The 13,886-nt window shown below is 64.0% G+C and carries 9 protein-coding genes; 1 reads left to right on the top strand and 8 read right to left on the bottom strand.

Annotated elements, in window-relative coordinates:
- Positions 1-81: 81 nt before the first annotated feature.
- The 7 genes from BSP_RS15355 to uvrB form a co-directional block, all read right to left on the bottom strand.
- Positions 82-1,704: an ATP-binding protein gene (locus BSP_RS15355; RefSeq protein WP_152950906.1), complete on the bottom strand. Its 1,623-nt coding sequence runs from the start codon at positions 1,702-1,704 to the stop codon at positions 82-84.
- Between the two features lie 59 nt (positions 1,705-1,763).
- A complete protein-coding gene (locus BSP_RS15350; protein ID WP_152950905.1) occupies positions 1,764-3,125 on the bottom strand; it encodes a glutamate--cysteine ligase in 1,362 nt (453 codons plus the stop codon).
- A gap of 254 nt (positions 3,126-3,379) precedes the next feature.
- Positions 3,380-4,105, bottom strand: a complete 726-nt coding sequence (locus BSP_RS15345; protein WP_152950904.1) for a 16S rRNA (uracil(1498)-N(3))-methyltransferase — start codon at positions 4,103-4,105, stop codon at positions 3,380-3,382.
- 318 nt (positions 4,106-4,423) lie between these two features.
- The gene (locus tag BSP_RS15340; RefSeq protein ID WP_152950903.1) at positions 4,424-5,050 is read right to left on the bottom strand and encodes a hypothetical protein; all 627 of its coding nucleotides are present in this window, start codon (positions 5,048-5,050) and stop codon (positions 4,424-4,426) included.
- 144 nt (positions 5,051-5,194) lie between these two features.
- Positions 5,195-6,301, bottom strand: coding sequence for a DUF262 domain-containing protein (locus BSP_RS15335; protein WP_152950902.1), 1,107 nt, complete (start codon positions 6,299-6,301; stop codon positions 5,195-5,197).
- A complete protein-coding gene (locus tag BSP_RS15330) occupies positions 6,301-7,038 on the bottom strand; it encodes an FRG domain-containing protein (RefSeq protein WP_152950901.1) in 738 nt (245 codons plus the stop codon). Before BSP_RS15330 ends, BSP_RS15335 begins: the two co-directional genes overlap by 1 nt.
- A gap of 83 nt (positions 7,039-7,121) precedes the next feature.
- Entirely contained in the window at positions 7,122-9,476 is a 2,355-nt protein-coding gene (uvrB, locus tag BSP_RS15325; RefSeq protein WP_152950900.1) for an excinuclease ABC subunit UvrB, read from the bottom strand.
- A gap of 393 nt (positions 9,477-9,869) precedes the next feature.
- Here uvrB and BSP_RS15320 point away from each other — a divergent pair, with 393 nt between their 5' ends.
- A complete protein-coding gene (locus BSP_RS15320; RefSeq protein WP_227975989.1) occupies positions 9,870-12,770 on the top strand; it encodes a TonB-dependent receptor domain-containing protein in 2,901 nt (966 codons plus the stop codon).
- Positions 12,771-12,840: 70 nt separating this feature from the next.
- Here the strand turns inward: BSP_RS15320 and BSP_RS15315 are convergent, their stop codons facing one another.
- A complete protein-coding gene (locus tag BSP_RS15315) occupies positions 12,841-13,881 on the bottom strand; it encodes a restriction endonuclease (RefSeq protein ID WP_152950899.1) in 1,041 nt (346 codons plus the stop codon).
- Positions 13,882-13,886: the final 5 nt, after the last annotated feature.

The raw sequence follows: 13,886 nt of genomic DNA, 5'->3' as shown, positions 1-13,886 counted from the left end.
TTTCCACCCCCAAGGGACGATCGGCCGAAAAAGGGTGTCCGAACTGTCCGATGTGTCCGATTTGTCCCTCAGGACGGGGCCTTACCCCGCTCGCACGTCAGAGGCGGTCGCAGGGGCGGCCATCAGGGCTTGAATGCCGCCCAGCAGGGCGGCGGCGGTGACGGGCTTGGAGACGTGCAGATCGGCGCCGGCCGCCAGGGCCTGACGGCGGTGGTCGTCCATGGCGTTGGCGCTGAGCATGATGACGGGAGTGCGCCTGCGGCGGCTCGCCTCCACCCGGCGAATGGCGCGTGTCGCCGTCAGGCCGTCCATTTCCGGCATCTGCATGTCCATCAGTACCAGGTCGAAGTCCTGGCTCTGGAAGGCCTCAAGGGCCTGGAGCCCGTTGTCGACCGTGACGATCTGCATGTCGTGCGCGCCCAGGATCAACTGGACGACCCGCTGGTTGACGGGGTGATCTTCGGCCAGAAGCACGCGGAGCGCGGGCAGGGGCGCGGCGATCTGCGTCGCCCGGCCGCGTGTCTGGACATCGTAATCACCCAGGCTGCTGACGCGCGGCAACGGAATTTCGACCGTGAACCGGCTGCCGACGCCCGGTGTCGAGGCGGCTCTGATGCGGCCGCCCATCATCTCCGTCAGGGCGTGGCAGATCGACAGACCCAGGCCAGTCCCGCCGAAGCGCCGGGTGACGGTGCTGTCGGCCTGAGTGAACCGCTCGAACAGGCGCGCGGCGTGGTCGCAGGAAAAGCCCACCCCCGTATCCTGCACCGTCAGGCTCAGCACGGTCAGGCCGTCGGAGTCTTCGCACACCCGGACGTCGACTTGGACGCCGCCGTGCTGAGTGAACTTGACCGCATTGGACAGGAGATTGTCCAGAATCTGGCGGATTCGCAGACTGTCGCCGACGAAGACGCCGCGGGCGTCGGCGTCGCGCCGCACCTCCAGGGTCAGGCCCTTGGCCTCGGCCCGCAGCCGCGCCACGTCCAGGCCGGCCTCCAGCGCCTCGTCCAGGTCGAAGGGGCGGGTCTCCAGGTTCAGCTGGCCGGCCTCGATCTTGGATACGTCCAGAATGTCCGAGACCAGGCGCTCCAGCGTCACGCCCGAACTCGCGATCAAGGCGACCATCTCGGCCTGTTCTGGGCTGAGGTCGGTCTTCGACAGGGCGTCGACGATTCCGATGACGCCGTTCAGCGGCGTGCGGATTTCATGGCTCATATTGGCCAGGAAGTCGGATTTGGCCTGGTTTGCGGCTTCCGCTGCGGCCTTGGCCTCCATCAGGGCGCGCTCAGCCGCGACCTTCTGGGTGACGTCGCGCGCGACGCCGAAGATCCGGTTCCCCAACCGCTGGGCGCGCCATTCCAGGGTGACGTAGCGGCCGTCCCGGTGGCGATACCGGTTGATCTGGCCCAGAACGGGATCACCCGGCCGACGGCTGACGACCTCGGCCATGGCCTCGCGCGTCGCCTCCTGGTCGTCGGGATGGATCAGGCTGGGCAGGAGGCGGCCCACCAACGCCTCGGGACGATAGCCGAGCACGGTGAACCAGGAGGCGCTGGCCTTGAGCACGGGCCCGTTGATGTCGCGCACCACCAGCAGATCCAGCGAGACGTCGAAGAAGGTGTCGAGATCCAGCTCCGGCGCCCTGCGAGGGGCGTCAAAGGGCGCGGCAGGCGTGAGCGAGTCTGCGATCGAGCGGCTGGTCATTGTTCGGCTTACCCGTATGGGACACGCCGTACAGCTTGCGGGTTAAGGACGCCTTTTCATCAGTAGGCGAAATCGGCGTAAATCCGCTTCACATCGCCGCCCCAGGGGCCGTGGTACAGGTCCAGCAGCCGTTCAGCCGGGGTGATCCCGCTGTCGGCGATGTCTTCCAGTTCGGACAGATAGCCGCGCTCGTCCACCATGCCGCCCGAGAAGCGCGCCCGGTTCTTCAGGCCCTGTTTGGCGATATTGACCAGGTCCACGGCGATGTCGCGCACGCTGCGGCCCGCGACCTCGGCCTTCAGGCCCAGGCGGGTCACGTCGCGGCGCAGGCGCTCGTGGTCGGCGATGTCCCAGTCCTTGACCAGGTCCCAGGCGGCCGCCAGCGACGGCGCGTCGTACAGGACGCCGGCCCAGAGGGCGGGCAGGGCGCAGATCCGGCTCCACGGGCCGCCGTCGGCGCCGCGCATCTCCAGATAGGCCTTCAGCCGCACCTCGGGGAAGAGGGTGGTCAGGTGGTCGTTCCAGTCCTTGATGGTCGGATAGTCGCCGGGCAGGGCGGGCAGTTTCCCGGCCTGGAAATCACGGAACGACTGGCCCGAGGCGTCGACGTAGCGGCCGTCGCGCTTGGCGAAATACATCGGGGTGTCCAGCGCATAGTCGGCGTAGCGCTCGAAGCCGAAGCCGTCCTCGAAGACGAAGCCCAGCATGCCGGTCCGGTCCGGGTCGGTGTCGGTCCAGACATTGGCGCGGGCCGACAGGAAGCCGTTGGGCCGGCCCTCGGTAAAGGGGCTGTTGGCGAACAGGGCCGTGGCGATCGGCTGAAGCGCCAGGGAGGTGCGGAACTTCAGCACCATGTCGGCTTCGGAATCGAAGTCCAGATTGGCCTGGATGGTGCAGGTGCGCAGCATCATGTCCAGGCCCAGCGACCCCACCTTGGGCATGTAGGCGCGCATGATGTCATAGCGGCCCTTGGGCATGACCGGCGTCTGCTCGCGCGTCCACAGAGGGTCGAAGCCGACGCCCAGGAAGCCGACGCCCAGCTGGTCGGCCACCTGTTTGACCTCCATCAGATGCTGGCCGGTCTCGTTGCAGATGTCGTGGATGGTCAGGAGCGGGGCGCCCGACAATTCGAACTGTCCGCCGGGCTCCAGGCTGACCGAGGCGACGAAGCCCTCGTCGTTCTTGCGCTCCAGCCCGATCAGAAAACCGTTCTCCTCGACCGGCGTCCAGCCGAAGCGCTGCAGCCCCTCCAGCATGGCCTTGATGCCGTTCGGGCCGTCATAGGCGGGGCGGGCCAGGGTGGTCTTGTCGAAGCCGAACTTCTCGTGCTCGGCGCCGATGCGCCACTGGTCCTTGGGCTTGATCCCCTTGGACATGGCTTCGATCAGGGCGGTCCGGCTCAGCGGCGCGTTGTCGGTCATGCGTCAGTCCCCTTCGGCGCATCAGCGACCGTCTGTCGCGGCTAGATGGGCGAGGTTGAGGCAAGGCTCAAGGGGGCGGGGCGTATTCCGGAACGGATCGCAACGTCAAAAATCCTCCCCCTCTGGGGGAGGTGGCTCGGAAGCGCAGCGGAGAGACGGAGGGGCGCTGCGGCGTCGGGCCCCTCCACCCCCGCGCAAGGGCGCGGCGGTCCCCCTCCCCCAAGGGGGGGAGGAATGAGGAGGAATGGCGTCTCTCAGCGGTCCCAGTCGCCGACCGCCGCCTGCCACAGGGTCATGGCGGCGATGGCGGCGGTGTCGGCGCGCAGGATGCGCGGGCCGAGCGAAACGGCGGTGGTGAAGGGCAGGGCGCGGAGCCGTTCGCCCTCCTCGGGCGAAAAGCCGCCTTCGGGGCCGATCAGTATGGCCCATTTGGCGGCCGGAGGAGACGCCTGGGTCAGCGCCCGGATCGCGGGCGCGCCGCCGGTCTCGTCGCAGAACATCAGGCGGCGGCCGTCCTCCCAGCCGTCCAGCAGGGCGTCCAGCTTGATCGGGTCTTCGACGGCGGGCACGTCCAGGCGGCCGGTCTGTTCGGCGGCCTCCTCGGCGATGGCGTCCAGCCGGTCCAGGCGGATGCGGTCCGCATTGGTGCGTTTCGTCAGCACCAGCCGCACCCGGCGGGCGCCCAGTTCGGCCGCCTTCTCGACGATGGTCTCGACCCGGGCCTTCTTCACCACGGCGACGATCAGCTCCAGGTCCGGGCCGAGCGTCTGGGGTCGGGTCTGGGCCTCGGCGCGCAGGATGACGCCCTTCTTCAGCACCTCGGCGATCGCGGCGCGCCATTCGCCGTCGCGGCCGTTGAAGACCAGCAGTTCGTCGCCCGCCTTCAGCCGCATCACCTGGGTGAGGTAGCGCGACTGGTCCAGGGTCGGGGCGACGGCGGCGCCGGGCGACAGGTCGCCGGTCACATAAAGACGTATCATGGGTCAGGTCTCGATCGCCGCAGGGGCTCAGCTGCTCATCATGTCCTGGGCGAACTCCAGGTCCATCTTCTTCATACGCTTGATCTCGTCGCGCAAGCGAGCCGCCTCTTCGTGCATGCACTCGGTCAGGTTATCGGCCATCCATGGTCAGGTGGCGACCGGGGCGCGGCAGCCGGCGCGGCTTGCCGGAGGATGACGAACGATCAGGGGATAGCTTGGCCGCCGAAATGGAGACCGCCGCGCTCAACTTCTTCCTTCTCCCCTTGCGGGAGAAGGTAGCCCGCAGGGCCGGATGAGGGGTCGGTTCGGCGTGGACCGTCAGGGCTGGTGCAACCCCTCATCCGACCTCCCCTCGGGACAAGCCCGAGGGTCGCCCACCTTCTCCCGCAAGGGAAGAAGGAGTCCCACCTCCACCCCCTCCGGCACGCCCACCGCCCGGCGCCACTCCTGCGGGTGCAGACGCGCCATCTCTGCATCCAGTCGGTAAAGCGGCCTCAGCGCCCCGTCCTCGTCCCAGAACGCCTCGGCCCAGACATACCCCATCTCCACCGCCCGTTCCCGGTCCCGCGCCGCCGCCTCGGGGCCCAGATGGTCGGCGCGCCAGCGATACAGCCACGGAATATGCCAGTGCGGCGCCCGCATCAGCCGCTCGTCCTTCATCGCCTCGACCAGACATTCCGCCAGCGCCCGCGCATCCGCCAGGCGCGCCTCGAAGGCGTCGCGCCGCCCCTGCACATAGGCGCCCCAGCCCTCGGCCGGCTCCACCGGCCCCGCCTTCGGCTCGGGCCGCGCCCAGCCCTCCGCCTCGCGCCGCTTCCACAGGGCGTGCACCCCCACATCATACCGCCGCGCCACCGACCGCGCGGTCTCCCCATCCTCCCACGCCTTGCGCACTTCGGCCCACACGGCGTCGGATCGGATCTTGCGGTGAATGCCCTGGCTCATGCCGCCACGGCCTAAACCGCCGTTACGCCAAACCCGGACGCAACTCTCTTCCTTCTCCCGCAAGGAGAGAAGGGGTCAGAACGGGGATGAAGGCCGAGGGCCTGGCCCGCGCCGCCATTCGTTCAAATGGCGAGATCACCTGTATTAGTGCACTTCAGAAATTCGTCCAGGCTCCAAATCAACCTTTGTAAGCCCGAGGTGTCGAGCGAGAATTCCATACCTTTCTCGAATAGATGAGGCGTCATTTGTCCCTTGCTGACTCAAACGGTCATACTCAAGGAGTTCGAATGATGCTCCTTCATAATCAAACTCTGCTTTGACCCTGTTTTCTGAAAGTTTGGCACGGAAATCCAGAAGGGCTCGTCTGTTCAGTCGATCCATTTCATTGTATTCAAGGGCGCTTCGAAATATTAGGTAGTATATAACTAAATTTCCCTGAGCAGATAATAGTTCGTCTCGATCCATAAATATCTCGCTCATCGCGTCAACTACGTTAGACACTTCCGACTCTAGGGAGGATGTAGTGTCTGACGATTGTTTGTTGTTTTTCACTAGGGCGTCGAGATAGACGCGCTTGGTATCTATAAGCCGCTTGTTTTTCTTGAGGCTATCTTCAGTCAGGAGGAAGCGGGCGGCTGCTTCCTTATGCTGGTAGCGTCTATTGGTTATTCGCAACTTTTCAGTGAAAAATCGCCTAGCGCAAATTCGATTTATGACGCCGACCATTTCTCCACCGATGGCGTTGCGTTTCTCGGCGGCGTTTAGAGGAACTGCTTCATTAAGCCGAGAAAACATGTCTTCTATAAGTTCGTCTTCATCGCCCTGAGTGCTTACAAGCACGACGGGAAGAACAAATGAGTCAAACTTGATGCGAATTTTGGGATGGCTTACAGCTATGTCAGCGTAGCCGAGGTTTCTTAGGTCTATCGAATTGTCTCTTTGATATTCAACGTCTGGACCGAGCGAGAAGCCTCCATCCATAAAGTCCCATATCGTTTCCAGGCGCTGCCTACCGTCAATGATGGCGTAACGTTTTCCGGTAGCCAGCATGCGTTGGCTGTCGTATTGATGAAAATAAAGTTTCGGAATATCGTAGTCGTTGAGTATTGAGTCTATCAATAACCTCTTCTTCTCGATCGTCCAAACTCCTCCTGCTCTTTGATACGGAGGCGTTGTCTCAATCTCATCGCGCTCCGAGTGGAGCATCATGACTGTGCTGTTCTTTAAGGGCGATGTTTCAACGTAACTCATCACATCGAATCCCGTATAATTGATCCGATGCTGGCCATCTCAGGGAACACCGTAAAGCGATTAATGTGAAGCATTGATAGTTCGGCCATTATTTCCTCTCGGGCTCTGGCCGGAATGTGGTATTTTGTTACGTGAGATCCATCGCCAACCTCTTCGAGAGGGGTTCGTCCGTTGTGATGTATTGTGAATGCCCCCATTTGAGCTTGAATGCGAGCGTTATTCCGAGTCGCTATTGCTGCAACTGGCGAAAGAACAATACGTTCGTTTTGACGAAGACTCTCAAATGAGTATGACTGGAGTTCTTGATCTTCAAATGCAGGGATATAGTTAGGTTCATGCGGGTCAACTATATTTGCATTCATGTTTAATGCGGTCGGTTTTAGGTACCATAAAGCAGAATCAACGCCATCAAGTGATGGGTCGTCGTATAGCGCGAAATAAAGCGCTATGAGTGGGCTTTCCGTCCAGTCCAGTAATCTTGTGGGAACACCGTAGTGTTGCATGAGAAATAGCCAGTCGAAAGATTCTCGTGGGGAGCGTTCAGTTAGCATTGCGGCGCTTTGACGAAAGCGACTTATGAGCGTGCCCTCAGACGTATCTGTTTCCTCCCGTAGGAAACCAGGAAGTAACTTCCAGTCATGTGAGGCGTGGCCTCTGAACCAAAGCGCTCCCGTATGGTCAGAGTGGTCCGCCCGTAGTGCTGCTAGCAGGTCGGCAATAGACGAGACTTGAGCCAATCGATCCCCCGGGTGTCAGTGCAACTCACGCTAGCAGGGATCTCGTGGCTTGCAAGTTCTCTAACCATCGGGGGCGGGTGCTTTTACCGCCCCTTCCTAAACGCCTCCGCCTTCTCCGCCGCCGCCTCCCTGCGCCACTTCTTCGGCGCCGACTTGTCCACCTCTTCGCCCGCCCCCGTCAGGGCCTCGTTGGCGAATTCCAGGTCCAGCAGCTTCATGCGCTTGATCTCGTCGCGCAGGCGGGCGGCTTCCTCGAACTCCAGGTTGGAGGCGGCCTCGCGCATGCGGCCTTCCAGGTCCTTGAGCGCGGCCTGGAAGTTGGAGCCGACGAAGGGTTTGGAGGCCTCGGCCACGCCGGGGCGGGTCAGGCGGTCCATCTCGCGGGACTCATAGGGGCTGTCGAGGATTTCCTTGATGTCGCGCTTGACGCTCTCGGGCGTGATGCCGTGTTCGGCGTTATAGGCCATCTGGCGTTCGCGGCGGCGGTCGGTCTCGGCGATGGCGCGCTCCATCGAGCCGGTCATGCGGTCGGCGTAGAGGATGACGCGGCCGTCGACGTTGCGCGCGGCCCGGCCGATGGTCTGGATCAGGCTGGTCTCGGAGCGCAGGAAGCCCTCCTTGTCCGCGTCCAGGATGGCGACCAGGCCGCACTCGGGGATGTCCAGCCCCTCGCGCAGCAGGTTGATGCCGATCAGGCAGTCGAAGGCGCCCAGACGCAGGTCGCGCAGGATTTCGATCCGCTCCAGCGTGTCGACGTCGGAGTGCATGTAGCGGACGCGGATCCCCTGCTCATGCATGTATTCGGTCAGGTCCTCGGCCATCTTCTTGGTCAGGGTGGTGACCAGGCTGCGATAGCCCTTGGCCGTCGTCGCCTTGACCTCGTCGATGACGTCGTCGACCTGGTTGCGCGTGGCGCCCGAGACGGGGCGGATCTCGACCGGCGGGTCGATCAGGCCGGTGGGGCGGATGACCTGTTCGACGAAGACGCCGCCGGCCCGCTCCATCTCCCACGGGCCGGGGGTGGCCGAGACGTGGATGGTCTGGGGGCGCATGGCGTCCCATTCCTCGAACTTCAGCGGGCGGTTGTCGATGCAGGAGGGCAGGCGGAAGCCGTATTCGGCCAGGGTCGACTTGCGGCGGTAGTCGCCCCGGAACATGCCGTTGATCTGGCCGATGGTGACGTGGCTCTCGTCCACGAACAGCAGGGCGTTGTCGGGGATGTATTCGAAGAAGGTCGGCGGCGGCTCGCCGGGGGCGCGGCCGGTCAGCCAGCGGGAATAGTTCTCGATGCCGGCGCAGCTGCCGGTGGCCTCCATCATCTCCAGGTCGAAACGGGTGCGCTGCTCCAGCCGCTGGGCCTCCAGCAGTTTGCCGTTCTCGATCATCCAGTCCAGCGTCTCCTTCAGCTCGGCCTTGATGCCGGTGATCGCCTGGTTCAGCGTGGGGCGGGGGGTCACATAGTGGCTGGCGGCGTAGACGGTGATCTCGTTCAGCTCGGCGGTCTTCTTGCCGGTCAGGGGGTCGAACTCCTGGATCGCCTCCAGCTCGTCGCCGAACAGGCTGAGGCGCCAGGCCCGGTCCTCCAGGTGGACCGGGAAGATTTCGATCACGTCGCCGCGTTTGCGGAACATGCCGCGTTCGAAGTTCAGGTCGTTGCGCTTGTACTGCAGCGCGATCAGGTCGGCCCGCAGCTTCGCCTCGTCGATCTGGTCCCCCACCTTCAGCGTGAAGGTCATGGCCGTATAGGTCTCGACCGAGCCGATGCCGTAGATGCAGCTGACGCTGGCCACCACGATCACATCATCCCGCTCCAGTATCGCCCGCGTCGCCGAGTGCCGCATCCGGTCGATCTGCTCGTTTATCGAGCTGTCCTTCTCAATATAGGTGTCGGTGCGCGGGACATAGGCCTCGGGCTGATAATAGTCGTAGTAGCTGACGAAATATTCGACCGCATTGTCCGGGAAGAAGCTCTTGAACTCGGAATAGAGCTGGGCCGCCAGAGTCTTGTTGGGGGCCAGGATCAGGGCCGGGCGCTGGGTCTGTTCGATGACCTTGGCCATGGTGAAGGTCTTGCCCGAGCCGGTGACGCCCAAGAGCACCTGATCCCGGTCGCCCGCCTCGGCCTGGGCCACCAGTTCGGCGATGGCGGCGGGCTGATCGCCGGCGGGGGTGTATTTCGTCTCCAGCCGGAAGCGCCCGCCCTTCTTGGCCCCTTCGCGCGAGGGGCGGTGCGGAACCCAGTCGGCCGGGGCGGCGACCGGCTCCTCCGGCGTCAGGCGCGGACCCGTCGCCGGGGCGAACATCGGCATTTTCCCGGTGTCGCGAATGAAGGCGGCCGCCGCCTCCCGCACGCCGGGATCGGGCACATGGACGGGTTTGGCGGGGACGGGCTTGGCGGGCTTGGCCGCAGCGGGCTTCGGCGTCGAAGAACGGTTCATGAACAGAACTTAGTGCGGCGACTTCAAGGGCGCCAGAGAGCCGAAGAGCGCCTGTAGCGCCCAGAATGTGGCGCATGCGGGCCAAAAAATGGCGACAAAACGTCACTACGCGAAAAGAACATGCTTCGATATGCCGCGACGTGGCTGCTGTTTTGCGGTTTTTCGTCGCTAATCGTACGTTTGTGCGACTTTTTGGTTGCGGCCCGTATTCCTGATCCTTAACAGAGTCACAGAACTGATACATTTGATGTATCGGTGATATATACCTTTGTTACCCGGCTACCGATCTAAGTAGTGTATCAATACTGTTTGTGAATGGGGCGTATGCGTACTCGTAAAAACACTCTTCTTTCTTCGACGATTGTCGGGGGATTGGCCGCTTCTATCTCGGTCTTGGCCGCTTCTGGCGCCTTGGCCCAGGACGCCGCCGTGGTTCAGGACGGAACGGCGGCCCAGGACGGCTCCGCCCAGGTCGAGGACATCGTCGTCATCGGCTCGCGCATCCGGCGTGACAACTACAATGCGCCCTCGCCGACCCAGGTGGTGACACGCGAAGAGGCGACCCTGCAGGGCTTCGCCTCGACCACTGAGGCGCTGCAAAGCACCGCCGTCACCGGCGGCACGTCCCAAATCAACAACGCCTACGGCGGCTATGTCACCGACGGCGGCCCCGGCGCCAACACCATCGGCCTGCGCGGCATGAGCCCGAGCCGGACTCTGGTGCTGCTGAACGGCCGTCGCGTTTCGCCGGCCGGTTCGCGCGGTTCGGTCGGCGCGGCTGACCTGAACGTCCTGCCGACCGCCATGATCGACCGGGTCGAAGTCCTGCGCGACGGCGCCTCTTCGGTCTACGGCTCCGACGCCGTCGCCGGGGTGGTCAATATCCAGACCCGCCAGAACTTCGAAGGCCTGGTCTTTGAAGGACAGCGCAACGAGCCGCTGGAGGCCAATGGCGCGGGCGGTTCGACCCGTCTGTCGCTGACCGCAGGCGTTCGTGGCGATCGCTGGCGCGCCGCCGGTTCGATCGAGCGCTACGAGCGCGACGAACTGACCCTGCGCGACCGCGAGTTCACCCGTTGCCAGACCGACGGCTTCCGCAACGGCCAGGACTATATCGACCCGCTGACCGGCCAGTCGAAATGCTATCCGGTCACCACGACCGGCTCGAACGGCGTGACGATCAACACGATCGCCACGGGCGCTACGACCGGCGTCGCGGCGCCGGGCGCGACCGGCACGACCTTCAACCGCTGGCGTCCGAACTCGGCCGTCACGACCGGTCTGGTCGGCTTTGAAGGCGTGGGCGGCCCGGGCAACGACCTGAACGTCCGCGACACCTTCGAAGACCGGATGCTGAACGAGTCGCTGATCTCGCCGGTCGAGATCACCACCCTGTACGGCGAAGCCGGCTATCAGTTGAACGCCCTGGGCAATGCTGAAATCTACGGCGAGGCCCTGTTCAATCAGCGCAAGTCGTCGCAAACCGGTTACCGCCAGCTGGCGCTGGACTACGCCGTCGGCAGCCCCTTGATCCCCGCCAATCTGCAGGGCAGCGTCGCCTTTGGCGACCAAGGGCTGAACCAGGGCCAAGACGTCGGCGTGCGCGCCTTCATCGGCTACGGCAACGATCACTCCGAACAGGAAGTCGATTTCGGCCGCTACGTCGCCGGGATCAAGGGCGACTTCTTCGTGCCTGAATGGCGCTATGACGCCTATGTCAGCTATTCGCGGTCCAAGTCGACCTACACCAGCGAACAGTTCCTGACCGACAATCTGATCGCTTCGCTGGACGTGGTCAGCGACGGCGCGGGCGGCTTCCAGTGCGCCGCCCTGGCGTCGAACCCCGGCTGTGTCGCGGCTCCGGCCCTGACGACCCAGACCATCGGCGGCGTCCTGCCGCAGGACTGGAAGGACTATGTCTTCCGTCCGGTGACCGGCACGACCGAGTTCATCGAGAAGGTCGCCAGCATCGGCATCGACGGTCCGCTGTTCAGCCTGCCCGCCGGCCGTGTCATGGGCTTCTTCGGCGCCGAATGGCGTGAGTCCGAGATCGACGACACCCCGGGCCTGGATAGCCAGCTGGGCAACACCTACAACTATTCGACCTCGGCCATCACCCGCGGTTCGGATTCGGTGAAGGAAGTCTTCGGCGAGATCGAGGCCCCGCTGCTGGTTGATCTGCCTGGCGTTCGCGAGCTGACCCTGAACGGTTCGGCCCGTTACACCGACTATGACTCCTACGGCGACGACACGACCTACAAGGTCGGTCTGGTCTATCGTCCGATCGACTGGATCACGGTTCGCGGCACCTACGGCACCTCCTACCGGGCCCCGGCCCTGTTCGAACAGTTCGTCGGCGCCACCAGCGGCTTCCAGTCGAACTCGATCGACCGCTGCAACGACTACGGCGCGCCGGGCGTGAACCCCAACCGCGTCGCCAACTGCGCGTCCGAAGGCCTGGCCGGCGACTTCCAGTCCACCAACAGCGTCCGGGTGATCACCGCCGGGGGCGCTGAGGCCGGTCTGTCGGCCGAGACCTCGACCAACATGACCCTGGGTCTGGTCGTGCGTCCTCCGATGCCTTCAAGCTGGGGCGACCTGGCCTTCGCCGTCGACTACTATGAGATCGAGGTCGAGAACGGCGTGTCGCGCACCGGCGCAGGCGAAATCCTGACCCGCTGCTACGACTCCAACCCGGAAGACTTCGCCGCCGACGCCGGCTTCTGCCGCCTGGTGTCGCGTGATCCGGCGGACAACAGCCTGACGGTCTCGGACAGCTACGTGAACCTGGCCACCGACAATGTGAAGGGGCTGGACTATACGGTCCGCTATCGCAAGGACGTCGGTCCCGGCACGGCCCTGCTGAACCTGGCGATCACCCAGTACACGGAGATCTCCAACAAGCTGTTCGAGGAAGACCCGCTGGTCGACTACACCGGCATGGTCAACAATCCGGAGTTCACCGGCACCGCCGACGTCTCCTATGCTTGGGACCAATGGCGCGTCCGCTACGGCGTCGAATGGATCCAGGGCACCGACAGCTACGCCTACTATGAGGAAGATCCGGTCACCTCGGACTACGACCTCGCGGTGGACGACTACTGGCTGCACAACGCCTCGGTCCAGTATTCGGCCGACGGCTGGACCGCCACCCTGGGCGTTCGCAACCTGTTCAACGAAAACCCCCCGACCATCTCGGCGGGCGTGTACAACCGGGTCGGCAACGCCCCGCTGTACTCGGGCTACGACTACCTGGGCCGCACGGCCTTCGTGAACCTGACCAAGTCCTTCTAAGGCGACGTCAGCGCGACAAGAACGGGGCGGCGGACTTCGGTCCGCCGCCCCTTTTTGCGATCGAAGGCGATTATACCGTCATGTCAGGAACCAGGGTCCAGATGCGTCGCAGCGGCAGTTCGGCGCGTATGTCGGCTGGAAGGTCATCGTAATGGGTCAGCAGGGCGTCAACGATCTGTTTGCGGTCCCAAAGCCGCACTCGGAAGTACAGCTCATTCACACGTTTTCGTACTGGCGGGCTAAAGCCGGACCAACTGACCAAAAGGCCATGATCGGCATGAACGTCATGGATGCAGCCGATCAGTCCTTGAAGCGTCGGCTGGTCCACCACTATGCCGCCGGACTTGACTTGAACGACAAGCTTGGGGCCGCTCAGGCCGAGGGCGCCCTGGCCTGCGACGATGTCGATGCCTCGATCCGGCCCGGGTGGCGACACCTCGACTTGATATCCCTGAGTTCCTAAAAGCGCGGCGATCAAGCGCGTGAAGGCGTGGCCTGCGAACTGGCTGGATATGCGCCGCTCGATCTGGTCGCGCGCCAACTCGGCCAGGTCCGCGATATCGGACGTTTCGGCGGCTTCCTCCGCCCCGGTTTCCGGCGTCGATGACGGCTTGGTCGAGGGCAGAGCGGCTGCGCCGGGGTCCACGCCGGTCTCGACCGCAGCGAGCAGGCGCGCCAGCGCTTCGTTGCGGCTGATCTCGCACACCGTCTGCGACGCGCCGAGACTATACAGCAGATCCTGTTTCAGAGCGTCGCGCGGCAGATCCGTGCGCAGCCATTCCACACGACGGGCGGGCGCCCCGGCCTCGGTGTGGATATAGCCGGGCTGAAGCCTGCCGACGGCGAGACGACCGGTGGTCTTCAAGGGCGTCACCACCAGATCGCCTGCAACGGCGACGTTCTTCAACTGGTTCAGCTGAGCGGCCCAGTTGCGCAACGTGCCCGGCTGTTCGTCCGGCAGGGCCTGGTGCAGGATGGACAGCACCGCCTCGCGCGTGTCGGCAGGCGTCAGGTCCGGCAGCTCCCATCCCGTGACCAATTCCCCGGTTTCCAGGGCGTGGGCCTCCTGTTCGCCGAACTTGCCGAGCCGCACCATCCATAGTCGAGGCATTGATC

It is taken from the genome of Brevundimonas sp. Bb-A, assembly GCF_009394735.1.
GTDB classification, from domain to species: Bacteria; Pseudomonadota; Alphaproteobacteria; order Caulobacterales; family Caulobacteraceae; genus Brevundimonas; species Brevundimonas aurantiaca.
The sequence above is the reverse complement of the archived record's forward strand: the minus strand, read 5'-3'. Positions and strand labels throughout refer to the sequence as shown.

Excerpts from the sequence above, each read along its gene's own strand:
- BSP_RS15355 (WP_152950906.1), bottom strand. The coding sequence starts at position 1,704 with ATGACCAGCCGCTCGATCGCAGACTCGCTCACGCCTGCCGCGCCCTTT.
- BSP_RS15350 (WP_152950905.1), bottom strand. The coding sequence starts at position 3,125 with ATGACCGACAACGCGCCGCTGAGCCGGACCGCCCTGATCGAAGCCATG.
- BSP_RS15345 (WP_152950904.1), bottom strand. The coding sequence starts at position 4,105 with ATGATACGTCTTTATGTGACCGGCGACCTGTCGCCCGGCGCCGCCGTC.
- BSP_RS15340 (WP_152950903.1), bottom strand. The coding sequence starts at position 5,050 with ATGAGCCAGGGCATTCACCGCAAGATCCGATCCGACGCCGTGTGGGCC.
- BSP_RS15335 (WP_152950902.1), bottom strand. The coding sequence starts at position 6,301 with ATGAGTTACGTTGAAACATCGCCCTTAAAGAACAGCACAGTCATGATG.
- uvrB (WP_152950900.1), bottom strand. The coding sequence starts at position 9,476 with ATGAACCGTTCTTCGACGCCGAAGCCCGCTGCGGCCAAGCCCGCCAAG.
- BSP_RS15315 (WP_152950899.1), bottom strand. The coding sequence starts at position 13,881 with ATGCCTCGACTATGGATGGTGCGGCTCGGCAAGTTCGGCGAACAGGAG.